Annotated in this window: 17 protein-coding genes and 1 pseudogene; 7 read left to right on the top strand and 11 right to left on the bottom strand. The window is 74.0% G+C overall.

All coding sequences use genetic code 11. The annotated features are described in order from the left end of the window. Positions 1–160: 160 nt before the first annotated feature. From ACZ4M5_RS08980 to purN, 3 genes are all read right to left on the bottom strand, one after another. The gene (locus tag ACZ4M5_RS08980) at positions 161–820 is read right to left on the bottom strand and encodes a ScbR family autoregulator-binding transcription factor (protein WP_467734533.1); all 660 of its coding nucleotides are present in this window, start codon (positions 818–820) and stop codon (positions 161–163) included. 174 nt (positions 821–994) lie between these two features. Further along, the gene (gene purH / locus ACZ4M5_RS08975) at positions 995–2,581 is read right to left on the bottom strand and encodes a bifunctional phosphoribosylaminoimidazolecarboxamide formyltransferase/IMP cyclohydrolase (protein ID WP_467734530.1); all 1,587 of its coding nucleotides are present in this window, start codon (positions 2,579–2,581) and stop codon (positions 995–997) included. Beyond that, positions 2,578–3,216, bottom strand: coding sequence for a phosphoribosylglycinamide formyltransferase (gene purN / locus ACZ4M5_RS08970; protein WP_398106965.1), 639 nt, complete (start codon positions 3,214–3,216; stop codon positions 2,578–2,580). The genes purH and purN overlap by 4 nt, the downstream gene beginning before the upstream one ends. 319 nt (positions 3,217–3,535) lie before the next feature. On the opposite strand from purN, the gene ACZ4M5_RS08965 reads away from it, so the two are divergent. Beyond that, entirely contained in the window at positions 3,536–4,327 is a 792-nt protein-coding gene (locus tag ACZ4M5_RS08965; protein ID WP_467734528.1) for a hypothetical protein, read from the top strand. A 35-nt stretch (positions 4,328–4,362) separates the two neighbouring features. Here ACZ4M5_RS08965 and ACZ4M5_RS08960 read toward each other — a convergent pair whose 3' ends face one another. Next, entirely contained in the window at positions 4,363–6,258 is a 1,896-nt protein-coding gene (locus tag ACZ4M5_RS08960; protein ID WP_467734526.1) for a cell division protein PerM, read from the bottom strand. 96 nt (positions 6,259–6,354) lie between these two features. On the opposite strand from ACZ4M5_RS08960, the pseudogene ACZ4M5_RS08955 reads away from it, so the two are divergent. Together ACZ4M5_RS08955 and ACZ4M5_RS08950 are read left to right on the top strand one after the other, a co-directional pair. Continuing rightward, positions 6,355–6,486, top strand: a pseudogene (locus tag ACZ4M5_RS08955) (helix-turn-helix domain-containing protein); the annotation flags it as partial. A gap of 624 nt (positions 6,487–7,110) precedes the next feature. Further along, on the top strand, positions 7,111–8,277 hold the full coding sequence (locus ACZ4M5_RS08950) for an RNA polymerase sigma factor (RefSeq protein ID WP_467735535.1): 1,167 nt from the start codon (positions 7,111–7,113) through the stop codon (positions 8,275–8,277). 110 nt (positions 8,278–8,387) lie between these two features. On the opposite strand, the gene sucD is transcribed toward ACZ4M5_RS08950, so the two are convergent. The 6 genes from sucD to ACZ4M5_RS08920 form a co-directional block, all read right to left on the bottom strand. Beyond that, on the bottom strand, positions 8,388–9,272 hold the full coding sequence (gene sucD, locus ACZ4M5_RS08945; RefSeq protein WP_467734524.1) for a succinate--CoA ligase subunit alpha: 885 nt from the start codon (positions 9,270–9,272) through the stop codon (positions 8,388–8,390). 21 nt (positions 9,273–9,293) lie between these two features. Further along, a complete protein-coding gene (gene sucC, locus ACZ4M5_RS08940) occupies positions 9,294–10,475 on the bottom strand; it encodes an ADP-forming succinate--CoA ligase subunit beta (RefSeq protein WP_467734522.1) in 1,182 nt (393 codons plus the stop codon). 635 nt (positions 10,476–11,110) lie between these two features. Further along, on the bottom strand, positions 11,111–11,350 hold the full coding sequence (locus ACZ4M5_RS08935) for a hypothetical protein (protein ID WP_467734520.1): 240 nt from the start codon (positions 11,348–11,350) through the stop codon (positions 11,111–11,113). A 1,666-nt stretch (positions 11,351–13,016) separates the two neighbouring features. Further along, the gene (locus ACZ4M5_RS08930) at positions 13,017–14,183 is read right to left on the bottom strand and encodes a VWA domain-containing protein (RefSeq protein ID WP_467734518.1); all 1,167 of its coding nucleotides are present in this window, start codon (positions 14,181–14,183) and stop codon (positions 13,017–13,019) included. A 118-nt stretch (positions 14,184–14,301) separates the two neighbouring features. Continuing rightward, positions 14,302–16,683 (bottom strand): DUF5682 family protein, encoded by a 2,382-nt coding sequence (locus ACZ4M5_RS08925; RefSeq protein ID WP_467734516.1) that lies wholly within the window; start codon positions 16,681–16,683, stop codon positions 14,302–14,304. Positions 16,684–16,732: 49 nt separating this feature from the next. Next, positions 16,733–17,863 (bottom strand): ATP-binding protein, encoded by a 1,131-nt coding sequence (locus ACZ4M5_RS08920; RefSeq protein ID WP_467734514.1) that lies wholly within the window; start codon positions 17,861–17,863, stop codon positions 16,733–16,735. 157 nt (positions 17,864–18,020) lie between these two features. Between ACZ4M5_RS08920 and ACZ4M5_RS08915 the strand changes: the two genes are divergently transcribed. After that, on the top strand, positions 18,021–19,388 hold the full coding sequence (locus tag ACZ4M5_RS08915; protein ID WP_467734512.1) for an SWIM zinc finger family protein: 1,368 nt from the start codon (positions 18,021–18,023) through the stop codon (positions 19,386–19,388). Between the two features lie 264 nt (positions 19,389–19,652). Continuing rightward, complete coding sequence (locus ACZ4M5_RS08910; RefSeq protein WP_467734510.1) at positions 19,653–21,335, top strand: DUF5691 domain-containing protein; 1,683 nt, start codon at positions 19,653–19,655, stop codon at positions 21,333–21,335. Positions 21,336–21,535: 200 nt separating this feature from the next. On the opposite strand, the gene ACZ4M5_RS08905 is transcribed toward ACZ4M5_RS08910, so the two are convergent. After that, positions 21,536–21,952, bottom strand: coding sequence for a cobalamin B12-binding domain-containing protein (locus ACZ4M5_RS08905; protein ID WP_467734508.1), 417 nt, complete (start codon positions 21,950–21,952; stop codon positions 21,536–21,538). Between the two features lie 557 nt (positions 21,953–22,509). On the opposite strand from ACZ4M5_RS08905, the gene ACZ4M5_RS08900 reads away from it, so the two are divergent. Together ACZ4M5_RS08900 and ACZ4M5_RS08895 are read left to right on the top strand one after the other, a co-directional pair. Continuing rightward, positions 22,510–23,442, top strand: a complete 933-nt coding sequence (locus ACZ4M5_RS08900; RefSeq protein WP_467734506.1) for an esterase/lipase family protein — start codon at positions 22,510–22,512, stop codon at positions 23,440–23,442. A 218-nt stretch (positions 23,443–23,660) separates the two neighbouring features. Continuing rightward, complete coding sequence (locus tag ACZ4M5_RS08895) at positions 23,661–25,250, top strand: M23 family metallopeptidase (protein ID WP_467734504.1); 1,590 nt, start codon at positions 23,661–23,663, stop codon at positions 25,248–25,250. Positions 25,251–25,295 lie beyond the last annotated feature (45 nt).

Genomic DNA, 25,295 nt, shown 5'->3' with positions numbered 1-25,295 from the left:
CCTTCTGTTTGTGGCAGAGCAGGGGGGAGGGTCGTTCAGCCTCCAGCAGCTCCCCCGTGCCGCCTGGCCTCATAACAAACATACATGCTTGTACGTTTCGGCGCTGTGACATATCCGCGTCGGCCACGCGCAGGGGCGTGACCCTCGCCACGCGCCCGGATCAGCCGACGTCGTGCAGGACACGGTGCGCGTGGGCCTCGGACTGCTCCAGCTCCTCGGCCCTCTTCTCGTCGGCCCGCAGCCGGAGCAGCAGCCCGGGTGCGGCGATACCGGGCAGCATGGCCCGCCACAGCACGCAGATCCGGTGCAGCAGATCCACCCGGCCGGTCGACAACTGGGACAGCAGCTGGATGCCGGTGAACGCCCCCACGACCAGGATGGCGAGTTCCTCGGGGTCGGTGTGCGGCAGGAGCTCGCCCTTCCTGCTCGCCTGCTGCAACAGATCCCCGACGGTCTCCTGCGACCACAGATAGGGCCGTGTGCCGGGCTCGTAGGAGGTCTCCTCCGTCGCCAGCCGCACCGCGGCCTGCAGGATCACATCGGTCTGCAGCCGCCGCGCGTAGGAGAGCGTCAGGTCGATGGCCGCCTGCAGCGGGCAGTCCGCGGTCACCGGCTGCAGCAGCGGGAGCTGGTATTCGACGATGGCGTCGGCCAGTGCCTCCTTGGAGGCGAAGTGGAAGTAGAGGGCCCCCCGGGTCAGACCCGCCCGCCGGAGCACTTCCGTGGTGCTGGCGCCGTCGTAGCCGTGCTCCTTGATGCATTCGGCGGCGGACCGGAGCAGCAGCGCCCTGGTCCGCAGGGCGCGTTCCTGTCGTGGCATGGGACGGGTCTCCGAGCGTGCGGGGCGGGGACCGGAACGGAGCCCCTGAAACAGATCAGTCTGTATGTTACTCGGGGTCCGGTCCTCCGATAAGTGCCCGGGCGGCACCGAAAAACGGGCGGCGCCGCGCGTTCCCGCGCAGCGCCGCCCTCGATTCCGCAGGACCGTCCGGCCTCAGTGGAAGAAGTGCCGCGTCCCCGTGAAGTACATCGTGACGCCCGCCTTCCGCGCGGCCTCGACGACCAGTTCGTCACGGACCGAACCGCCGGGCTGCACCACGGCCTTGACGCCCGCCTCGGTGAGGATCTCCAGACCGTCCGGGAAGGGGAAGAAGGCGTCGGAGGCGGCGTACGCGCCCGCCGCGCGCTCGGCGCCCGCCCGCTCGACGGCCAGCTTCGCGGAGTCGACGCGGTTGACCTGCCCCATGCCGACGCCCACCGAGGCGCCGTCCCTGGCGAGCAGGATGGCGTTGGACTTCACCGCGCGGCAGGCCTTCCAGGCGAAGGCCAGCTCGGCCAGCTCGGCCTCGCCCAGCGCCTCGCCGGTCGCCAGCGTCCAGTTGGCCGGGTCGTCGCCGTCGGCCTGGAGCCGGTCGGTGACCTGGAGCAGCGCGCCGCCGTCGATGGGCTTGACCTCGACCGGGGCGGCCGGGCCCTCGGGGCAGCGCAGCACCCGGATGTTCTTCTTCTTGGTGAGGGCCTCCAGGGCGCCGTCCTCGTAGTCCGGCGCGACGATGACTTCGGTGAAGATCTCCGCGACCTGCTCGGCCATCTCCTTGCTGACCGGGCGGTTGACGGCGATCACGCCGCCGAACGCCGACAGCGGGTCGCAGGCGTGGGCCTTGCGGTGCGCCTCGGCGACGTCCGCGCCGATCGCGATGCCGCAGGGGTTGGCGTGCTTGATGATCGCGACGCAGGGCTCGGCGTGGTCGTACGCGGCACGGCGCGCGGCGTCCGTGTCCGTGTAGTTGTTGTACGACATCTCCTTGCCGTGCAGCTGCTCGGCCCGGGCGAGGCCGCCGCCCGCGGCGGAGCCGCTCATCGATGCCGTGGAGACGTACAGCGCGGCCGGCTGGTGCGGGTTCTCGCCGTAGCGCAGGGTGTGCTCGCGCTCCCAGGTGGCGCCGAGGAAGTCGGGGAACTGCGACTCGTCGACCGGCGCGTAGGAGGAGGCGAACCAGGAGGCGACGGCCACGTCGTAGGCGGCGGTGTGCTGGAAGGCCTCGGCGGCGAGCCGCTTGCGCGTGGCGAGGTCGAAGCCGCCGTTCTGCACGGCGGACAGGACGTCGGCGTAGCGGGCCGGGCTGGTCACGACCGCGACCGAGGGGTGGTTCTTGGCGGCGGCGCGGACCATCGAGGGGCCGCCGATGTCGATCTGCTCGACGCACTCGTCGGGGGAGGCGCCGGAGGCGACGGTCTCGCGGAACGGGTAGAGGTTGACCACGACGAGGTCGAACGGCTCGACACCCAGCTCGGCGAGCTGCTCGCGGTGGCTGTCCAGGCGCAGGTCGGCGAGGATGCCGGCGTGCACGCGCGGGTGCAGCGTCTTCACCCGGCCGTCCAGGCACTCGGGGAAGCCGGTGAGCTCCTCGACCTTGGTGACGGGGACGCCGGCAGCGGCGATCTTCGCGGCCGTGGAGCCCGTGGAGACGAGCTCGACCCCGGCCTCGTGGAGCCCGCGCGCGAGATCCTCCAGGCCGGTCTTGTCGTAGACGCTGACGAGCGCCCGGCGAAGGGGCCGCTTGTTGCTCTCGGCGGTCACTGGATAACTACCTTTCGTCCCTCAATGCGATAGCCGTTGCGGGCGAGCCGCCCCACGACCTCGACGAGCAGCCTTCGCTCGACTTCCTTGATGCGCTCGTGCAGAGCGCCTTCGTCGTCCTCGTCCCGGATCTCCACCACGCCCTGCGCGATGATCGGCCCGGTGTCGACGCCGTCGTCGACGAAGTGGACGGTGCAGCCGGTGACCCGGGCGCCGTACGCGAGCGCGTCCCGTACGCCGTGGGCCCCCGGGAAACTGGGCAGCAGGGCGGGGTGGGTGTTGACGAACCGCCCGCCGAACCGGGCGAGGAACTCCTTGCCGACGATCTTCATGAACCCGGCGGAGACGACGAGGTCGGGTGCGAACGCGGCGACGGCCTCGGCGAGCGCGGCGTCCCACTCCTCACGGCTGCCGTGGTCCTTCACCCGGCACACGAAGGTCGGCAGGCCGGCACGCTCGGCGCGGGCCAGTCCCTCGATGCCCGCGCGATCGGCGCCGACGGCGACGATCTCGGCCCCGTACTCCTGCGCGCCGGTGGCGGCGATCTCGTCGAGCAGCGCCTGCAGGTTGGTGCCTGATCCGGAGACCAGCACGACGAGGCGCTTGGCGCGCGGGGCCACGGGCTTGGCGGCCACGGTGGTGGGCCTTTCTCGGGGGAGCGTCTGTCCGGGCGGCCGTTCCCGCGTCCGTGCGCTGCGTTGGTGCGTTCCTACGAATGCTTCGCCTCCCCGGATACGGGGAAGCCTACGAACCGGCCGGCCGTCAGCAACGATACCGGCACTCCGGACGGCCCCCACGGGACGGGGGCCCGGCCGGGAGGTAGCGTCTGGGCGGAGCCGGTCCGGGAACGCCTTTCGGACGCGGTGCGTTCAGGAGGTGACGGGCCCGGTTCCGTCACCACCCCCCAGTTCTGTCCACCGATGCCTCCTCACCAACGGGAAGACGCTCACCTTGATGCCGGACCGCAGCCTGCGACTCCACACGTTCCCCCAGCTGTCACCACAGGGAGGGGAGCGCGGCGCCGTGCTGCTGCGGGAGCGCCCCGGCTCACCGCCCGACGCCCCGTCCGGTGGCGAGGGCCGGGAGGGCCGGGACGGCCGGGACCGCGGCCGGGAGGAGGACAACCCCTTCGCCCCGCCGCCCGAGGGCACCCCGGACCGCCCCTGGCAGCCCCGGCGCCCGTCCGGTGACGGCTCCCGGGACGGCGAGGAGGGCGACCGTTCTCCGTGGGGCAGCCGATGGAGCGACCGGCAGCCCGGCCGCTCCCCCGACGGCTTCGGCGAGCGCCCGCGCGGCCCCGAGGACAAGGGCGGCGGCCCTCAGGGCGGTGGCCCGGCGATGCGCTGGGACCCGACGGATCCCGCCCAGCGCCGGGCGCGGTACTCCCTGCTGTCGGGCATGTGGGCCTTCTTCTTCGCGCTGTTCGGCTGGCAGTACCCGGCCCTGCTGCTCGGCGCGCTCGCCCTGTACTGGGCCATCAGCGCGCTGCGCGCCAAGCCCCGCCCGGCCGAGCCGGACGCCCCGGCGGCCCCCGAGCAGCAGGGCCGTCCGCAGACGACCGCCGCGGTGAGCGGCCTGGTCACCGCGTCGCTGGCGATCGCCCTGGTCGCCGCGTCCTTCGCGGCCCAGCTCGTCTACCGCGACTACTACACGTGCACGAACGACGCCCTGACCAGCGAGGCGAAGCAGTCGTGCTCCGAGCTCCTGCCCGAGGAACTGCGGGGCCTGTTCGGCACGGACGGCTGACGCCCCGCCCGCCGCGTCGGCCCCTGGCCACGGCGTCAGCCCTGGTCGCGACCAGAGGACCCGCCGAGCGGGGGCAGTGACGCCTCGGTGGTGCCGGTTTCGCTGTCGGTGCCCGTGTGGTGTGCCGTGCGGCCGTCGGCCTCGTCGAGGGGCTTCGGCATCCGGTCCGCCGGCAGCGGGTCGAAGCCGAAGGCCGGGTCCTGTGGCAGGAAGTCGTACGGGTCCCAGCCGGGGTCGTCGTCCCGGTCGCCGAGGCCGTACAGGGCATCGTGCCCGAGGGGGGCTCGGGACGTGTCGGCCTCGGAGTCCGGGAGCGCCGACGCCGGCGCCGCCGTCCCCGCCTTCGCCTTCGCCGGGTCGGCGCTCCCGGTGACCCCGGCCGGCCCCGCGACGCCGGTGCGCGGGAAGCGGCGGCCGAGCAGCGGCCCCTTCTCCGGGCGGCCCAACCCGGTCTCCTCCCGCTGCCTGCCGATGCCCGGCTGCCGTGCCGAGGGCGTCCGGCTCCGCCAGGAGCGCACCACCACCGCCGTGAGCACGGCCGGCAGCACCAGCCAGGCCAGGGCCGCGGCCCCCACCTGCCACCAGACCGGCCCGAACTCCGCCAGGACGTCCGCGCCGAGCGGTCCGCCTGCCGGTGCGGCGAGCCCGGCCAGCAGCGCCGCGCAGAGCAGCGCCCCCAGGGCCGCGGCCCGGGCCGTGCGCCCGGCGGGCCAGACGGCGGGCACGCTCTCGCCCTCCGGTCTCCTGCCGTCCTGCTGCACGACGGACCCGCCCGCCTTGCCCTTCGGCGGCGAGGAAGTGGCGGACTCGGGCCGGGCCGAGGAGGTGGCGGCCCTGGCGGCCGTCCAGCCGACCACCACACCGGCGGCGGCCGGCACCAACCCCGCCAGCCAGTGCACGAGCGTCCCCTGTCCCGCCTCCGGTACCGCCGCCAGCAGGGGGAAGGGGGGCAGGAGCGGAGCCGGCGCGGAGGCGAGAGGGCTGACGGCGTGACCGGCGCCGAGCGCGAACCCGGGGCCCAGCGCGTAGGCGGCACCCCACACCGCCGCGTTGGGCAGCAGGGCCACGCACAGCAGCAGCACCGCGCACCGCCCCGACCAGCCCTCGGTCAGCCGCAGCAGCGCCCCCTGCGCGCTCGCCCCGTGCCAGACCAGCGACACCAGGAGCAGCAGGGCACCGCCGACGAGCAGGGTCGCCAGTCCGGCGCCCGCGGCCCGGGAGGCGGCGCCCGGGCGCCCGTCCGGGGCGAGCAGCAGCGGCCGCAGCGACCTCGGCAGCACGCGCAGCAGCCGTCGCAGCGGCCCGCCGGGACGGCCGTACGCCGACCAGACGCCCGCTCCGGACGCCACGACGGCGACCAGCGGAACGCACGCCCCGACCCCCATCCAGGACGGACGCAGGGAGCCGCCGGCGGCGTACAGGGCGGCGGGCGCGGCGACGGCGAGGTAGCCGAGGACGGCACCGGTCCACGCGGTGCGGGCGGGCACCAGCGGGGGCCCCTCGTCCTCGTCGGCGTAGCGGGCGTAGGCCGTGTGGCCCGCGCCGCCGTCGTGCCCGTCGCCCGCTCCGCCGAACGTGGCGTCCCGTCCCGCGCGGTGCAGCAGCCACACCGGCAGGGCGAGCAGCAGCAGCGGGGTGACGCCCAGGGGGGCCGCGACACCGGAGAGCGTGTCGGTGCGGACCAGCTCGGCGCCGTGGGCCAGCAGCCACAGGGCGGCCGCCACGTGCAGCGCCCCGCCCGGCCCGCTGTCGGGGTAGGGCGAGGTGATCCACAGCAGCATCACCAGGACGGCGAACGACGCGAGGCCCAGCCCGGCCGCGACGGCGCCGTCCACGAGACCGCCGCCCAGTCCGGGTGAACGGTCTCGCATCCGGGTGAGCAGGGGCGGCGAGGGACGGCGGCGGGCGGTCATCTCCATCACGACGGCCATGCTCCCAACGACACGCGCTTTCCCGTCGTAACAGGCGAACCATCGCTGTGTCGCTCAATATACGTTTATGTACTTTTTCGGCCGGAGGAGCGTCCTGTGAGCCGGCGCCCCGACATCCCGCTTCCACCGCCCAAGGAGCGCCGACGCCTGCGGGAGGACGCCTCGCTGACGCGCGCTCAGCTGGCCGCGCAGGTGGGTGTCACCAGCGACACGGTGCGCGGATGGGAGACCGGCCGCTCGACGCCACGTGGCCGCAAAGCGGAGAAGTACGCGAGGCTGCTGAACTCCTTGGACACCGAGCCGGTGGTGACGGCTTCTCAGGAGGAGCACGACCCGGCTGGTGTGGGAGAAGGCGAGACGACCGACACGGCGTCAGGCGCGGCCGGTGGTGAGGCAGCCGGCACGGCGTCAGGCGTGGTCGGCGGTGAGGCGGCCGGCACGGCGTCAGGCGCGGCCGGTGGTGAGGCGGAGGTGTCGCGCGGGGCTGGGGCTGGCGCCTCCGGCGCGCGTGCGGCCGCCGGGGCGAGCGCCGACGAGGCGGCAGGTGGTGCGGGTGCGTCCGCGGGCACGGAGTCGGCAGCCACGTCCGGCGTGAGGGTGGTCGCGGGGGTGAGCACCGACGAGGCGGCAGGTGCGGGTGCGGCCGCTGACAGGGAGCCGGACGCTGCGCCCGGCGTGAGTGCGGGCACGGACACGGAATCGGACGCTGCGCCCGGTGTGAGTGCGGGCGCGGACACGGAATCGGACGCTGCGTCCGGTGTGAGGGCGGGTGCGGACAGGGAGTCGGACGCTGCGTCCGGTGTGAGTGCGGACGGGGCTTCGGCCGCGGCCGAGGGGGCCCGTACGAGCACCGTGGAGCGGAAGCGTGCCGGGGGTGGCCGGGGGAGGTTTCCCTTCACCCGACGGCGACGGGGCCCGGCGGCCCCCGACCGGTCCGACCGGTCCCGCGGTCCGGTTCCCGAACGCCCGCACACCCCCTCGCACGACCGGGCGCACCCCGGCCACCCGCCCGGCGCGGACCATGACCACGCACCCGCGCGTGACCGTGGCCGTCACGCGGGGCCGGACCGGAAGCACCCCGCCGTCCGGGGCCGCGGGCACGAGCCCGGACAGCGCCGGTCTCCTGCCCACGCGGCCGTCCGGGACCGGCCGCCCCTTCTCGAACGGGGGCCGGCTCATACCGGCGCCGCCGGACCCCGCCGGCCGGACGGCGCGGCCGACGCGCTGACCCCGGCCGAGTCCTTCGACGCGCTGTACGCCTTCTGCGCGCCCGCACTCGTCCGGCAGACCTATCTGCTGACCGGCCGCCGGGACCTCGCCCGGGAGTCGGTCGAGCGGGCGTTCCAGAACGCCTGGCAGCGCTGGCCCGAGGTGGCCCGGGACCCCGACCCGGCGGGCTGGGTGCGCGCGGCGGCGTACGAGTGGGCCCTGTCTCCCTGGCACCGGCTGCGGCCCCGCCACCGCCACCCCGAGCCGCCGCCCTCCGACGCCCTCGACCGGGCGCTGATGAGCACCCTGCTGGAGCTGCCGCCGCACTGTCGCCGCGCCCTGGTGCTGTACGACGGGGTCGGCCTGGAGCTGCCCGAGACTGCGGCGGAGACGGAGGCGAGCACCCGTGCGACGGTGAACCGCCTGACGCACGCGCGCGAGGCGGTCGCGGAGCGGCTGCCGGAACTGGCGGACCCGGAGGTGCTGCACTGGCGGCTGGTGGAACTGGCCTCCGCCGAACGGCTGCGCGCGGCCAAACCGCCCGTCGTGCGACGCGGCGGGGAACGCCGGGCCCGTTTCTGGACCCGGGCCGCCATCGCCTTCACGGTCGCCCTCATCGGCACCACGGCCCTCACGCTGCGCACCGCCCCGACGCGTTACGAGCCGCCCGTACCGCCCGGGGAGACGGTCCAGGGCGTACCGCCACCGGTGGCGCCCGGCCCGCTGTCGGAGTCGGAGCGGAAGCTGCGCTCGAAGCTGCGCGAGCAGCAGCAGAAGGGACCGGAACGGCTGCTGCCGCAACCACGGTGACGCGTCCGCGGTGCCTCCGCGGTGCCTTGCACGGTCCCTTCCACGGACGACGGTGGGCCCGCCCCCAGTGAGGGGACGGGCCCACCGTCGTCGGACGCTGTGCGCTCGGCTCAGCCGGCGAGGATCTCGCGCGCGAGCTTGGCCGTCTCGGTCGGCGTCTTGCCGACCTTGACGCCGGCGGCCTCGAGGGCCTCCTTCTTCGCGGCGGCCGTGCCGGAGGAGCCGGAGACGATGGCGCCGGCGTGGCCCATGGTCTTGCCCTCGGGCGCGGTGAAGCCCGCGACGTAGCCGACGACCGGCTTCTTCACGTTCTCCTTGATGTACGCCGCGGCCCGCTCCTCGGCGTCGCCGCCGATCTCGCCGATCATGACGATCAGGTCGGTGTCGGGGTCGGCCTCGAACGCGGCGAGCGCGTCGATGTGCGTGGTGCCGATGACCGGGTCGCCACCGATGCCGACGGCGGAGGAGAAGCCGATGTCACGCAGCTCGTACATCATCTGGTACGTCAGCGTGCCGGACTTCGACACCAGGCCGATGCGGCCCGGCTTGGTGATGTCGCCCGGGATGATGCCGGCGTTGGACTGGCCCGGGGTGATGAGACCGGGGCAATTCGGGCCGATGATCCGGGTCTTGTTGCCCTTGGACACGGCGTACGCGTAGAACGCGGCCGAGTCGTGGACGGCGATGCCCTCGGTGATGACGACCGCGAGCGGGATCTCGGCGTCGATGGCCTCGACGACGGCGGCCTTGGCGAAGGCCGGCGGGACGAAGAGGACGGACACGTTCGCGCCCGTCTTCTCGATCGCCTCGGCGACCGTGCCGAAGACCGGGATCTCGGTGCCGTCGACGTCGACGATCGTGCCCGCCTTGCGCGGGTTCACGCCACCGACGATGTTCGTGCCGTCGGCCAGCATGAGCTTGGTGTGCTTCATGCCCGTGGCACCGGTCATGCCCTGGACGATGACCTTGCTGTCCTTGTTGAGGAAGATAGCCATGGCTGTGTAGTCCCTCGTCCCTTACTTCGCAGCAGCCGCGAGCTCGGCGGCCTTGTCGGCCGCGCCGTCCATGGTGTCCACGCGCTGGACCAGCGGGTGGTTGGCGTCGGAGAGGATCTTGCGACCCAGCTCGGCGTTGTTGCCGTCCAGACGGACGACGAGGGGCTTGGTGACGTCCTCGCCCTTGTCCTTGAGCAGCTGCAGCGCCTGGACGATGCCGTTGGCGACCTCGTCACAGGCGGTGATGCCACCGAAGACGTTGACGAACACGGACTTGACGTCCGGGTCGCCGAGGATGATCTCCAGGCCGTTCGCCATGACGGCGGCGGAGGCGCCACCACCGATGTCGAGGAAGTTGGCCGGCTTCACGCCGCCGTGGGCCTCACCGGCGTACGCGACGACGTCCAGGGTGCTCATGACGAGACCCGCGCCGTTGCCGATGATGCCGACCTCACCGTCGAGCTTGACGTAGTTGAGGTTCTTCTCCTTGGCGGCGGCCTCGAGCGGGTTGGCCGCGTCCTTGTCCTGGAGGGCCTCGTGCTCCGGCTGGCGGAACTCGGCGTTCTCGTCCAGGGAGACCTTGCCGTCCAGGGCGAGGACGTCACCGGAGGCGACCTTGGCCAGCGGGTTGACCTCGACCAGGAGGGCGTCCTCCTTGATGAAGGTGTCCCACAGCTTGACCAGGACGTTCACGACCTTGTCGGCGACCTCGGCCGGGAACTTGGCGGCCGCGACGATCTCGCGGGCCTTCTCCTCGGTCACGCCCTCGTTGGCGTCGATCGGCGTCTTGGCGACGGCCTCGGGGCGGGTGGCCGCCACCTCCTCGATCTCCATGCCGCCCTCGACGGACGCGATGGAGAGGAAGGTGCGGTTGGCACGGTCCAGGAGGAAGGAGACGTAGTACTCCTCCACGATCTCCGGGGCCGTCTCGGCGATCATCACCTTGTGGACCGTGTGGCCCTTGATGTCCATGCCGAGGATGTTGGTCGCGTGCTCGACCGCCTCGTCGGGGGTGCCGGCGAGCTTCACGCCGCCGGCCTTGCCACGGCCGCCGACCTTCACCTGGGCCTTGACGACGGACTTGCCACCGAGGCGCTCGGTGGCTGCGCGGGCCGCCTCAGGCGTGTCGATGACTTCACCGGCCAGCACCGGTACATCGTGCTTGGCGAAGAGGTCCCTCGCCTGGTACTCGAACAGGTCCACGCGCTTCCGTCCCTATCAGTGATCTCGCGGTTCGTTGTCTGCGTGGGCGTGCCGCGAGGGCAACGTGACGTCCGCTGTCTGTCACAAGGGAGGCGCACACGGTGTCCGAGCGCGCGGCATGTCCGTCTCGCAGGTTATCGCTGCTTCCGGGGGGCCTCTAAATCGAGGGTCACACCTGAGCGGTGATACCTGTCACATGATGCCGCGCTGGCTGGCACGGCGTGCCGGAGGTGCGTGCCGGTGTGTGCCGCAGTGCGTGTCGCAGTGCGTGTCGCAGTGAGGGGCCTCACCGGGCTGGGGTCGGCCCGGTGAGGCCCGGAACGCCCCTTCCTCGGGAGGCAGGGGCGCCGGGTGGGCCGGTCCTCACCCCATGGGGACCGGCCACCCACCCCACGAGGGCCTGGCCCCCAGCGGCCGACGGATTTCGGCCATGGGGGCGAGCACGTCGTGGGAGTACGGGGGAGCTGCACCGGCGGTATGGCGGTGCGGCGGTGCAGCGGTGGGGTGGTGGGGTGGCTGCCGCGCGCGGGCCCGGGAAAACGGCCGGTCGCGCGACGAAAGCCGCCGGGTAGGGCTTCCGGGGGCGCCGCCGCCACGGGCGACGCGCATGCCGCGTGCCGTCGGTGGGGCCGGGTCTAGCCGGGGAAGAGGGGGACGTCCCGCTGGGCGTCCTGGACGGCGTCCGCTTGGGTGCGGTGGGCGCCCGGGCCGGGGACGAGGCGCGGCGGGATGTGCAGGCCTGGGGCGAGTGCATGCGGGGCACGGTGCCGCGGTGCCCCCTGGTCGGCGGCGGCTCGGTTGCCGAGCGCACCGTCGGGAGCCCCGCCCGGGGCCTGACCGGCCGGGACGACATCGGCGGGGGCGGCGCGGTGCACGCCTGCTACTCGATGCGCCGGGGCGGCGATCGTGCGGGGGGCACGGTGGCGCCCGGTGCAGTGCAGGGCATGCTCCGCCGCACCGGTCCCCCGGTGAAGCCGATCGGGCACGTCGGCGAGAACCGGCTGCGGTGCTTGTGGGATCGGGGCGACTTCGACGGGGAGGGCCGGGGCGGCCGGCAGCAACCTCGGCGGCATCTGCACGCCCGGGAGCGTCGGCAGCGCGGGAACGCCGGGGAGCGGCACGACGGTGTCATGGGGCGGCAGGGCCAGCGAGGGCGGCAGACTCCACAGCCCGGGGACTCGCGGCAGGGCGGGGAGGCGGAGAGCGGGAGCCGACGGCAAGTCGGGCGAAGTCGGCAGGTCGGAGATGCCCGACCCAACCGGAAGACCGAGGTCCGGAGCCGACGGCAAGGTGAGCGAAGTCGGCAGGTCTCGCAGTGCGGGGACATCAGGCAGATCCGGGAACCGGCCGGGCCGGACGGCCGGTGCGGCCACCGGCGACGGGAATCTCGGCGGCGAGGACTTCGAGGGGGCTGGCGGTGCCGCCGCCCCCGACGCGCCGGACGGGCCGGGGAGGCCGGATGAGCCCGCCGGGCCAGACGGGCCAGACGGGCCGCGGAGGCCAGACGGGCCGAACAGGCCGCATGGGCCGGATGTGCCCGGCGAGCCGGAGGGGCCGGATGGACCGGATGGGTCCGGCGAGCCGGACGGGCCAGACGGACGAGGCGGGTCGGACGGGCCGAGCGGGCCGGATGTGCCCGACGAGCCGGACGGGTCGGACGCGCCGGACAGGCCAGACGGGCCCGACGAGCCAGACGGACCAGACGGGCCAGACGGGCCGGACAGGTCGGACAGGCCGGATGTGCCCGACGGGTCGGACGCGCCGGACAGGCCAGACGGGCTCGACGCGCCGGACGGGCTAGGGAGGCCGAACAGGCCGGATGGGCCGGACAGGCCAGACGGGTCCGACTGGCTGGACGGGCCAGGCAGGCCAGGCAGAAGCTGCTTTCCTGCGCGCTCGGCGAGCGAACCCCGCACCACACGCACCGGGCTGTTCTCCGCCCGTCCCGGCCGCCTCGGCGACTTCGCCGACGGCCGCCCTCCCGCAGGCTTCGCCGCCGCGCGTTCGTCACCCGCGTCCGGTCGGCCGTGGAGCACCCGAACGGCCCGCTCCCCCACCGCTTCGAGGGGGCCCGAGCGGTGCGTCCGGCTCGCTCCCGGCCCGGCGGCCGGCGCCTCCCCCGGGCCGTCCCCCGCGTACGCCCGCTCCCCGCAGAGCAGCCCGAGGAACAACATCACGCCCAGCACCAGCGCCACGAGGACCGCACGCCGTCCGGCCGCCGTGCGCAGGATGCGCGACGCGGCACCGGGCAGAACCGCTGACACGGACGAGACGGACAAGAGAGGAGCTTCCTCCCGTACGACGGAACCAGGGAGCGACCAGGGCGGAACCCGTCACGGCAGGGGGCCGGCACCCGGCGGTGCCGCCCGGCCCCGGTGCGACCGCCACCGAGCAGGCGCCGATCCTCGCACGGAAGTGCCGACGCCGCGCAAGCCCCCAACCGCCAGACGGCCCGTCAGGTCGGCTTCAGGCCGGGCCGGACGGCGTCCCACGGCGGGGACGCCGTCCGGCGCCGCTCAGCTCACCTCACCGCACCTCACCTCACGCCGCGTCCGGTACCGGCAGCGGCCGCTTCTCTATCGCCGCCGCCATCACCTCGGGGAACAGGTCGGGCGTACAGGCGAACGCCGGTGCCCCTAGGGCCGCCAGGGCCGCCGCGTGCTCCCGGTCGTAGGCCGGGGCCCCCTCGTCCGACAGCGCCAGCAGCGTCACGAACTGCACTCCCGACGCCTTCATCGCCGCGACCCGCTTGAGCATCTCGTTGCGGATGCCGCCCTCGTAGAGGTCGCTGATCAGCACGACCACGGTCTCGGCGGGCCGGGTGATCTGCGACTGGCAGTAGGCCAGCGCCCGGTTGATGTCCGTGCCGCCGCCCAGTTGCGTACCGAACAGGACGTCCACCGGATCGTCGAGCTGGTCGGTCAGGTCGGCCACCGCCGTGTCGAAGACGACGAGTCGCGTGGAGATCGTCCGCATCGAGGCGAGCACCGCCCCGAACACCGATGCGTACACGACCGATGCCGCCATGGATCCCGACTGGTCGATACAGAGGATGACCTCCTTCTTCGTGGACCGGGTCGCCCGCCCGTAGCCGATGAGCCGCTCCGGCACGATCGTCCGGTGCTCGGGCAGGTAGTGCTTGAGGTTGGCCGCGATGGTGCGGTTCCAGTCGATGTCGTGATGACGGGGCCGGCTGACGCGGGCACTGCGGTCGAGCGCGCCGGTGAGAGTGGCCCGGGTACGGCCGGCCAGGCGCTTCTCCAGGTCCTCGACGACCTTGCGCACCACGGCCCGTGCCGTCTCCTTCGTCGTCTCGGGCATGGCCTTGTTGAGCGACAGCAGCGTGCCGACCAGGTGCACGTCGGCCTCGACCGCCTCCAGCATCTCCGGCTCCAGCAGCAGCGTGGCGAGGCCGAGCCGGTCGATGGCGTCGCGCTGCATGACCTGCACGACGGAGGACGGGAAGTAGGTGCGGATGTCGCCGAGCCAGCGGGCCACCGACGGGGCCGACGCGCCGAGGCCCGCGGAACGGTCCCGGCCGGCCTGCTTCCCGCCGTCCTTTCTGCCGTAGAGCGCGGTGAGAGCTCCGTCCATCGCCGCGTCCTGCCCGGACAGCACGCATCCCGTGCCGTCGGCGGCCTCGCCCCCGAGCACCAGCCGCCACCGCCGCAGCCTCTCCCGCGTGGCGTCCGTCGCCTCGGCCGTCACCGTTGCCCTCCCGCTCGCGGTCGTTCCCACAGCGGCATCACCGGCACGGTCGTCCCCGGCCGACGGGCCGCCTCGTGCGTGTCGGCGACCGTTTCGGTCGCGGCCGTCGCGTCGGTCGTCATCCCGTCACCCCCGTCAGTTCGTTGTCAACGCGTTCTTCGTCCAGGCCGAGCAGCAGCCGGACGACCGGCAGTACGGCCTGTGCACGCGCCGGGTCGAGTCCGGGCGCGAAGCCGGGCAGGCCGGAGGCCGCGGCTGCGGCGCCTCCCGTGGTGCCCGGGCCGCGCCGGACCAGTTCGCCCAGGGTGCGGCGCACCCCGGGTTCGTACGCCGAGAACGTGCGCCGCAGCAGGGGCAGCACGTCCGTGAACGCGTCGGCCGGCACGCCGGTCAGCCAGGCGTCGACCAGCCCGAGCAGCCGTTCGTCGTGCACGAGGAGCAGGCCGCCGCCGGAACCCCCTCCGACGAACCCCTCGATCCAGGCGGCCGCGTCCGCGGGCGGGGTGCCCGGTGACAGGACGAGCCCCATGAGGCGCGCCGCCTCGTCCTGCTCCAGTTCGCCGTCGTCGAGCAGCAGCCGCACGGCCCGCCCTCTGATCACCCCGGGCACGGTGTCCCGCGCGGACAGCACCCGCAGGACGGCCTGCCAGCGGTTCCTCAGCCGGCCGTGTCCCACCGCGGTTGTGTCACCGAGGAGACCCACGGCCGAGTGCACCGCGTCCACATGGGACCGCATCTCCTCGGCGGCGTCCGCGTCCAGGGCGGCACAGGCCGGCGGCAGGCCGACGAAGACGCGCTCGGCCAGACCGGCGGCGACCTCTCCCAGCGCCCCGGTGTCCGTGCCGCGGACGTCGCCGTAGCGCAGTGAACGGACCAGGGCCGGGAGTGCCTGGGCGAGGTGGCCGACGTCCGCATCGAGGGCGGCGCGGTCGGCGAGGATCCGCATCACCGTGGGCAGGGCGTCGGGCAGTTCGGCCAGCAGGCAGCGCTCGGCGAGTGCCGTGACGTCGGCGAGTCCGCGGGCGGCGACGGCGTCGGCCTCGGCCTTGGCGGTCGCGGCGGACAGGACGGTCGTGCCCCACACGCCGGCCTCGGCGATCCGCACGGACAGCTCCGGCTCCCAGCGCAGCCGCCACGTCTCGCGGAACGTACCGGTGCTGCTCCTGGACGCGGCCGGCTCGCCCCAGGCGATGCCGAGCAGCCGCAGCCGGTGCAGGAGTCTGCTGCGCGCGGCGTCGGTGTCCCTGCGCAGGTCGAGTTCCAGCTCACGCTCCAGCGCCTCGGGCTTCAGCCGCAGCCGGCGCTGGAGCCGGTCCAGATCGCGCTGCAGCGGAACGGCCGGTGCCGTCGGCGGCACCTCCCCCAGCACGTCCCCCACGACCAGCCGGTCCCGCACCAGCGCCAGCGGCACGTCCGAGCCCTCGCACATGACCGCCCGTACGGCGTCCGTCGTCTCGCTCAGGCCGGGCAGCGGACGGCCGCGCATCGCGGCGAGCGTCTCCGCCAGCCGTACCGACTCGATGACATGGGCGGAGGAGACCATCCGGTCCTCCTCGCGCAGCAGCCCGGCCACCTTGGTCATCCACCGCTCGACCGGCCGGTCGGGGGAGCCGAACAGGTGCCCGTACCAGCCCGGTGAGTCGATGCCCGCGCCGTACCCGCTGAACCGGGACAGCCTGCGGTGGGTCCACGGCACCCACGTCATGTCCGTCTTGACCTTGGGCAGGCCCTTCAGCAGCGCCCTGTCGGCGGTGACGGTGGTCTTCCGCCGCAGGGCCGGAACGTGCCAGGCACCGCAGACGACGGCCACTCCCTCCGCGAACTCCTTCTGCGCGGCACGCACATGCAGGCGCATGTACGCCTCGCGCACCAGGTCCCGGTCGCGCCCTCCGCTGCCGTAGGCCTCCCGCAGGGCCGCCATGGCCTCCTCGAGCACCGTGAACGGCGCGAGCGCGTCACCCCGGCCCGGCCCCCGGTGCTCGACGACGTCCTCCCACCAGCGCTCCGGGTCGTCGTACCCGGCGGTCTCGGCGAGCACGCCGAGCGGGTCGATCCGCACCTCGGCGGGGCCCGGATCCGACGGGTCGTCGTCACCGCTTGGCTCGTGCGGAGGACGCTCCCCTCCGGCGTCCCCCTGCTCGTCCCACGCCAGCGTGTGCGTGGCCGGCAGGTCGATGAAACGGGCCGGGACGCCGTGTTCCAGCGCCCAGCGCAGGGCGACCCACTCGGGGGAGAACTCGGCCAGCGGCCAGAACGCCGAGCGGCCGGGCTCGTCCACCGCGTGGGCGAGCAGCGCGACCGGCGGCCGCATCCCCTCGTCGGCCGCGAGCGGGATCAGCGCGTCCGCCTCGGGCGGCCCCTCGACCAGCACGGCGCCCGGCCGGGCCTCGTCGAGCGCGGCCCGCACGGCCCGCGCCGATCCCGGCCCGTGGTGGCGCACGCCGAGCAGCAGCGGCTCCGCCCCGGGCCGCCGGACCGCGGCCCCTTCCACCTCCGTCACCTTCTCCCCTCCCGTCCCGTGTCCGCGCCCGGTCCCCGCGCCGCGTGGCTCACCCGCTCACCTCGCGGCAGGCCCGGTAGAAGTCCGTCCAGCCGTCGCGCTCGCGTACGACCGTCTCCAGGTACTCCTGCCAGATGACGCGGTCCGCCGCGGGGTCGCGGACCACCGCGCCGAGGATGCCCGCGGCGACATCGCCGGGCCGCAGCACGCCGTCGCCGAAGTGGGCGGCCAGCGCGAGTCCGTTGGTGACGACGGAGATCGCCTCGGCCGTGGACAGGGTGCCGCTGGGCGACTTGAGCTTCGTCCGGCCGTCGGTCGTGACGCCGTCACGCAGCTCGCGGAAGACGGTGACGACCCGGCGGATCTCGTCGAGGCCGTCGGGCGCGGCCGGCAGGTCGAGGGAGCGGCCGATCTGGTCGACACGGCGGGAGACGATGTCGACCTCGGCTTCCGGGCTCTCCGGCAACGGCAGCACCACCGTGTTGAACCGGCGGCGCAGGGCGCTGGACAGGTCGTTGACCCCGCGGTCGCGGTCGTTGGCCGTGGCGATCAGGTTGAAGCCGCGGACCGCCTGCACCTCCTGACCGAGCTCCGGTATCGGTAGCGTCTTCTCCGACAGGATCGTGATCAGCGTGTCCTGGACGTCCGCCGGGATGCGGGTGAGCTCCTCGACCCGGGCCGTCATGCCCTCCGCCATCGCCCGCATGACCGGGCTGGGCACGAGGGCGTCGCGGCTCGGTCCGTGGGCGAGCAGCTGCGCGTAGTTCCACCCGTAGCGGATGGCCTCCTCCGGGGTGCCCGCGGTGCCCTGCACGAGCAGGGTGGAGTCGCCGCTGACGGCCGCGGCCAGGTGCTCGGACACCCAGGTCTTCGCCGTGCCCGGCACGCCCAGCAGGAGCAGGGCGCGGTCGGTGGCGAGCGTGGTGACGGCGACCTCGACGATGCGGCGCGGTCCCACGTACTTCGGCGTGATCACCGTGCCGTCGGGAAGGGTGCCGCCGAGCAGATACGTGGCCACGGCCCACGGCGACAGCTTCCAGCGGGCCGGACGCGGACGGTCGTCCTGAGCGGCCAGCGCGGCCAGTTCCTGCGCGAAGGCGTCCTCGGCATGCGGTCGCAACGCCTCGGCCGGTGCCGCCTCGCCCGCTTCGACGGACGTCGGCTCCACGGACACGGTCATGGCAAAGTCCCCCTCCAGCTCGCCCGGTTCGGATCTGCGGTCCACGTAACACCACGCCACTGACAATGCGCTCTGACCTGCGCGAACGCGGGCACGAGCACCCGGCCGCCGGTGCTCGCCGAGCCGATTGTCAGTGGTGGGACCTACCTTCGGTCCCATGACTCAGCAGGGGGTGCGCTGGACCGCGGACCAGGTGCTGGCACTTGCGCCTGACGCCGCATCACGCAAAGCGGGAAGCAAACTCGGCGCGGCGGGGCCGTGGTCCGAGGCGGGGAGTACGGACGAGGGGACGGTGTGGGGGCTGTGCAAGGGCAGCGGGAGCAAGCCGTATCAGACGGTCGTGGACCTCGCGGACGCGTCCGGGCCCGCGTACAGGTGCAGTTGCCCGAGCCGCAAGTTCCCGTGCAAGCACGCGCTGGGGCTGCTGCTGCTCTGGGCGGGCGAGGACGGGGCCGTGCCGGCCGGGGAGCCACCGGGCTGGGCCGAGCAGTGGATCTCCGGCCGGCGAAGCCGGGCAGCGGCCAAAGGTGAGGACAAGAAGGACGGGGACGGACCCGGCGGGCCGTCCGGTTCAGCCGGTCCCGAGGCCGCCCGCCGCCGGGCGGAGCGCCGGGCCGAGCGGGTCACGGCGGGCGCGACGGAACTGGAGCAGCGCCTGACGGACCTGCTCCGCGGGGGCCTGGCCTCGGCGGAGCACTCGGGTTACGGGCTGTGGGAGGAGACGGCGGCCCGCATGGTCGACGCCCAGGCCCAGGGTCTCGCCGCGCGGGTACGGGAATTGGGCGCCATCCCGTCCACCGGCCCCGGCTGGCCGGTGCGGCTGCTGGAGGAGTGTGCGCTGCTGCATCTCCTCGGCCAGGGCTGGCTGCGCCGTGAGCGGCTGCCGGACGGCCTCGCGGCCACGGTCCGCTCCCGTATCGGCCTGCCGGCTTCCGCCGACGGCCCGCCGCGCAAGGACAGCTGGCTGGTCCTCGCCCAGTACGACACGGCGGACCCGCGTCTGACGACCCGCCGGATATGGCTGCACGGCGCCGACTCGCAGCGCACGGTACTGCTCCTGTCCTACGGCGCTGCGGGCCGGGCCCCGGAGTTGTCGCTGCCTGTGGGCCTGGCCCTGGAGGCCGAGGTGTCGGCGTATCCCGGCGCCGGGCAGCCGCGGGTCGCGCTGGGCGAGCAGTTCGCCCCGCCCGCGCCGACCGCGATACGCCCGCCGGGTCTGACGACGACCCGGGCGGCCGCCCGCTACGGCGACGCCCTGCGCGAGGACCCGTGGCTGGAGTCGGTCCCCGTGACGCTGGACCGGGTCGTTCCCGTCCCGGACGGCGGCTCCTGGCAGCTGGCGGACACCGACGAGGACGCGGCCCTTCCGCTCACCCCGGTGGCGCGGTCCCGTCCGGGCCTGTGGCGACTGGTCGCCCTGTCGGGCGGCGCGCCGGTCAAGGTCTTCGGCGAGTGCGGCCACCAGGGCTTCACCCCGCTGACGGCCTGGCCCGAAGGCGCGGGGGACCCGGTCAGCCTCTGCTGAAGGCGGGTCGGGGCGTTCGGCGACGCGTCCCCCGCACCGCGCGGACTCACCCACGCCACGGACCGACCCGCCGCCCCCATCCACCCAGCCACCCATCCACCCGTCGACCCGTTGCCCATCCACCCGTCGACCCGTCATCCATCCACCCGTCGGCCCGTCGACCCCGTCATCCATCCCACGGATCCACGCATCGTTCGGCATCACAGGACAACCGGTGAGGACGGTCCTCCAACCGCCCCTGGCAGTCCGGCAGAAGGGAAGTTCATGACCAGGACCTCCACACCCGTGGACGCGCCCGCCGAGGGCGCCTGGGAAGGGCTCGTCACGACCGCGCTGCTCGGCACCGACCGGCGCACCCCGCCGGGCATCGCTCCGGGTGCGGACGCGCCGGCGGCCCTGCTGGACGCGGCGGCCGTGGAGACCGTGCGCCGCCGGGCCGGTCTGCGTCCGGCCGGGGCTGCCGAGCGACCGCGCCCGGCCCCGCAGGACACGCGCCCGCCGCTGCCCGCCGCGGCGGCCCGCAGACTCGCCCTGCTCCTGGCCGACCGCCCGGGCCCGTCGGGCGGCGGCCGCCGGGGGGCGGCCCCGGACCTGATGGAACTGCTGCCGCAGTGGCTCGCGACGGCCAACGCCCGCGGCTTCGCACCGCCCGCGCACGTGCTCCCGGCGCTGCTGGACGCGGCCCGGGGCCGTACGGATCTGCGCCCGGCGGCACTGGAGTTCGCCGGGCCGCGCGCCCTGTGGCTGGCCCGGCTGAACCCGGACTGGCGGTTCGCCCTGCGGTCGGCGCCCGGCGGTGGAGCGGCCCTGCCGCGCCTCGACGACGCCGAGGGCATCGAGCAGTTGTGGCAGGAGGGCCTGTTCGCGGAACGGGTCGCGCTGCTGTCCGCGTTGCGCTCCGGCGACCCGGCCGCCGCCCGTGAGTTGCTCGCGGCGACGTGGACGACCGAACGGGCCGAGGACCGGCTGATGTTCCTCGACTCCCTGCGCGCGGGCCTGGGCCCGCTGGACGAGCCGTTCCTGGAGCAGGCCCTGGCCGACCGCAGTCGCAACGTCCGGGCGACCGCGGCGGAACTGCTGTCGTCGCTGCCCGGTTCGGCGCTGGCCGCCCGGATGGCGGTCCGGGCGGGGGCCTGCGTGGCCATCGACCACGCGCAGACGGCGTACTCCTCCGCCGACGGGCACGTCCCGGACCCGGAGGCACGAGAACCCCGGGAGCCGGGACCGGCGATCGGCGTCGAAGCGCCGCACGAGTGCGACTCCGGTATGGAGCGCGACGGTGTGGTGGCCAAGGCTCCCGCGGGACGGGGTGAACGATCATGGTGGTTCGGGCAGTTGGTGGAGGCGGCACCGCTGGGCATCTGGTCGGGACGCCTGGGCGGCCGGACACCCGCGGAGATCGTGGCACTGCCCGTGGCGGACGGCTGGCAGGGCGAACTGCACGCGGCGTGGTGCCGGGCGGCGGCCCGTCAGGGGGACGCCGCGTGGTCACGGGCGCTGCTCGGCGAGCCCACGGCCCCGGAGGCCGGCGGCCCCGGTGCGGTGTCCCTGGCCGAGCGCGCCAAGCTGCTCGGCACGCTGGGCGGCGCCGAACGGGCCGAGTGGGTGGCCGGCTTCATCGCCACGCACGGTCTGTCCGAGGCGTTCCAGTTGCTCGGCGTGTGCGCGGTGCCGTGGGCTCCCCCGCTCGGCCGGGCGGTGGTGGACGCGCTGAACATCGCTCGAGACGCGGGGAGTTACCCATGGAGCTTCAGCGGAGTGATGGGACTGGCCGAGCGCTGCCTCGATCCGGCGGAGGCGATCCGTCTCGACGCCCTGCTGGCCGTGCCGGACGAGGCGGAGAACTCCTCGCCCGGAGCCGGTGGCTACTGGGCGGAGGCCTTCCAGCGCCTGGTCACGACCCTGCGCCTGCGTGCGGCCATGACGGAGGAACTGCAGGCGCCGTGACACCCGGCGACCCCGCCGGGAGCACCACCGCCCGTCCGCCGGGACCCGGCCGCGCCGGCATCCGCCGCATCAGCGACTCCACCACCCGCACCGCACACGCATGGGCCGACGCCTACGCATGCGCCCACGGACCGGCACGACCCACACGCCTCGGTTCAGCACCACGCACGGACACGAGCCGCGCCCGAACCGCCGGAAGGCTACGCCCCGGCAGGCTGGCGCACGTTCTCGCGGACCCAGTCGACGATCGCCTGCGTGGTCGCGCCGGGAGTGAAGATCTCCGCGACGCCCTTCTCCTTCAGCGGGGCGATGTCCGCCTCGGGGATGATCCCGCCGCCGAAGACGAGGATGTCGTCGGCGTCCCGCTCCTTGAGCAGGTCGATCACCGCCGCGAAGAGCGTGTTGTGCGCGCCGGAGAGGATGGAGAGCCCGATCGCGTCGGCGTCCTCCTGGATCGCCGTGCCGACGATCTGCTCCGGGGTCTGGTGAAGGCCCGTGTAGATGACCTCCATACCGGCGTCGCGCAGGGCGCGCGCGATCACCTTGGCCCCGCGATCGTGGCCGTCGAGCCCCGGCTTGGCCACCACCACGCGGATCGGACCGGCTGCCACACCCATCACTGCCTCCATGAAGCGACTACATCCATCCGTACCGACAAGTACCGCACAGATCCCCCGCGCAGTACACGCCGAACACACCGCTCGGGCCGCCGCCCACCGCAGCTGCTGCGGCGCCACGGCACGGACGCCCCGCCCCGAACCGTCCGGGCAAGTGAACGAACGTTATCTCCAGGATCCCGCACCCGGCAGTTTCGGGGCGCAGACCGAGGGGGAAATCACATGGTGGGACAAGCGCAAGGGAGCCGCCAGAAGGTCATCCGTTCGCCGCGCCACCCACCACACCCGGCGGCGGTACGGCACTTCGGCGAAGGCACACAGGGCCGGCACGACACGCAGGGCACGCACGGCGCATCAGCGAGAAACCTCGTCACCCCACCGATCGGGGACCTCGTCGCACCACCGGCGTCACCCACGCCACACGCCGCGCACTGTTCCCGCAGCCCACGGCACTCACACCGCTCGGGCGGTCGTCGCCGGCCGTCTTCACGGCTGCTTTCCACGAGGGCACACGGGGGGCGGGGTCGTCCCCGGGGCGTGCCGACAGGAGGTCGGCCATGAAGGTCACCGGGCTCAGCGGGATCACAGCCGTCAGCCGGATCGCCGGCGCCGTCCTGCCGATCCTCCCGGCCGCCCGGGGCCTGCCGCCCGAGCCGACCGGCCTGCCGGCCGGATGGTCCGCGCCGCTACTGAAGGCGACCGCCCTGGAGCTGGCGATCCTGGCCGGGCACCTCCTCCTCTACCCCTGTGGCATCACACGGGAGCGGCGCGCCCCGGTCCCGGCACCTGCCGGCGACGGCGCCGCCCGGCTGCCCGCGCGAGCGAAGCCGCCCGTGGTCCTGCTGCACGGACTCATCGACAACCGCTCGGTCTTCGTCCTGCTGCGCCGCAACCTCGCCCGGCACGGCAGGCATCAGGTCGAGTCCCTCAACTACTCGCCGCTCACGTGCGACATACGGGTCGCGGCGGAGCGGCTCGGCCGGCACATCGAGGAGGTCTGCGAGCACACCGGGGCCGAGCGGGTCGACATCGTCGGGCACAGCCTCGGGGGCCTGATCGCGCGGTACTACGTGCAGCGGCTCGGCGGCGACACGCGGGTGCGGACCGTCGTCACGCTCGGCACACCGCATGCCGGCACCCGTGCGGCGCGCCTGGCCGACGCGCACCCCATCGTGCGCCAGATGCGCCCCGGCTCACCGGTGCTCGAGGAGCTCGCCCTGCCCGCCCCTGACTGCCGTACGCACTTCGTCGGCTTCTGGAGCGACCTGGATCATGTGATGGTCCCGCCGGAGGCGGCCCGCATCGACCATCCCGATCTGTCGGTGCGCAACGTGCGGGTCACCGGCATCGGCCATCTCGCCCTGCCCGTGCACCCCGCGGTCGCCGCCGGAATCCGGGAGGTCCTCGACACGGCGCTGCCGGGGGAACCCTCCGCGGACGAGACGGGAAACCCGGCCGGGGAGTCGGCCGGAGGTCTGACGGTGGCCTGAACTCGTCATACAGCCGCCACAGGACCGCGCAGCCCCGATCAGCTTCGAACAAACCTCGAACACAAGGCCAAACCCGCGCCCGCAGTCCGCCAAAACACGGCCGAATGCCCGTTTCCTGCGCGCGTGAAACCTGCCGAAGATTGTCGTGCCCGCGTACCGCCGGGTACAGTCGCCGCACTGCTCTGGCAGCCCCTGTTGTCGAGGCGAAAGAGAAGTTGGTGAACGACCGTCACCCGTCGGGGACCATGGCCCCGGCTCCGGCTTCCGACGCCGACTCGGCGCACTACGCGTCGTACGGCACCCAGGAAGCCCCGTACGGCGACTTCACCACGTACGGCGACCACCCCGCCACCGGTTTTCACCCCGGCGACGGCGCGGGGCTCGACGCCTCCGCTCACGCCACTTCGAGCTTCGCCACGGACCCCCTCTTCGGCGACATGCCGGGCACCGGCCACGGCACGGGTGCGTACGACTCCGGTCAGTGGTCCACGGGTACCCCCGGCAACGCGAACTATGACGCCTACGCGGCCCAGCACCACGCCGCCTACGACACCGGCGTCTACGACACGACCTCCTGGGAGACCGGGCAGCAGCCGGTGGCGGGCATCCCGTCGCCGTCCCCGGCCCCGGACACCACCGGCCAGTGGGACAGCGGCGCCTGGCTCCAGCCGGACCAGTCGGGCAACGCGGGCGGCCACACCCAGCAGTGGGACTGGGGCACGCAGACTTTCGACACCGGCGCCTACGACGCCACGCAGTGGAACTCGGACGGTTCGGCCCCGGCCGGCGACGGCCACGAGCAGCCTGCCGAAACCTTCGAGCAGCACGAGCCGACGCAGTTCGAGCAGCACGAGCCGGTGCAGTTCGACCCGTCCGAGCCGGTGCCGTTCGACCAGCTCGAGACGGCGACGTTCGAGCACGTCGGCTACGACGACCCCGCCGGACACGGGCCCGCCGCCGACGGCGGCGAGATGGCCTCCACCGGTGAACTGCCCGCCGTCGGCCCGCTCCTGGACGGCCAGGAAGAGGTCACGCCCCCCGGTTCCCGGGCGGCCGCGCGTGCCGGGTCCCGTTCCCGCCGCCGTACGCCGCCGAAGCGTTCGGCGCTGCTGACCGTCGCGGTGCCGTCGGCGTGCGTGATGGGGGTCGCGGGGATCGCGGCCGCATCGGTGGGCAGCTTCACCGAGGACAGCACGGCCGAGGCGCACACGACGGCCGCGGACGTGCAGCCGGTGAAGCCGGCCGCCGCCAACAACAAGCTCGACACGCAGTTGCAGAGCCTCGCCGCCGGCGCCGACGACTTCGCCGACCGGGCCAGCCGCACGCAGGAGCGCATCGACCTCAAGGCCCAGCAGGTCGCCGAGAAGAAGCGGGCGGCCGAGGAGGCGGCCCGCAAGGAGCGGCTGCGCCCCAAGTTCGCCCTGCCGGTCTCGCAGCACGGACTGAGCGCCTACTACGGCCAGTCGGGCATCAACTGGATGTCCCTGCACACGGGCATCGACTTCCCCGTCGCGTACGGCACGACCGTGATGGCCGCGACCGACGGCACCGTGCGCACGCAGTGGAACAGCGCCTACGGCAACATGATGATCGTGACCGCGAAGGACGGCACGGAGACGTGGTACTGCCACCTCTCCACCTACACCGTCCCCTCCGGCACGGCCGTGAAGGCCGGCGACCCGATCGCCCGCTCCGGCAACTCCGGCAACTCCACCGGTCCGCACCTGCACTTCGAGGTGCGCCCGGGCGGCGGCTCCGCGATCGACCCGCTCCCGTGGCTGCGCAGCCACGGCATCAACCCGGCCTGATCCCACGGCGGTCGGGGACGCTCCGGCGGTCCCTCCCGGCCCCCG

Source organism: Streptomyces sp. NPDC026246 (genome assembly GCF_055567995.1).
The sequence above is the reverse complement of the archived record's forward strand: the minus strand, read 5'-3'. Positions and strand labels throughout refer to the sequence as shown.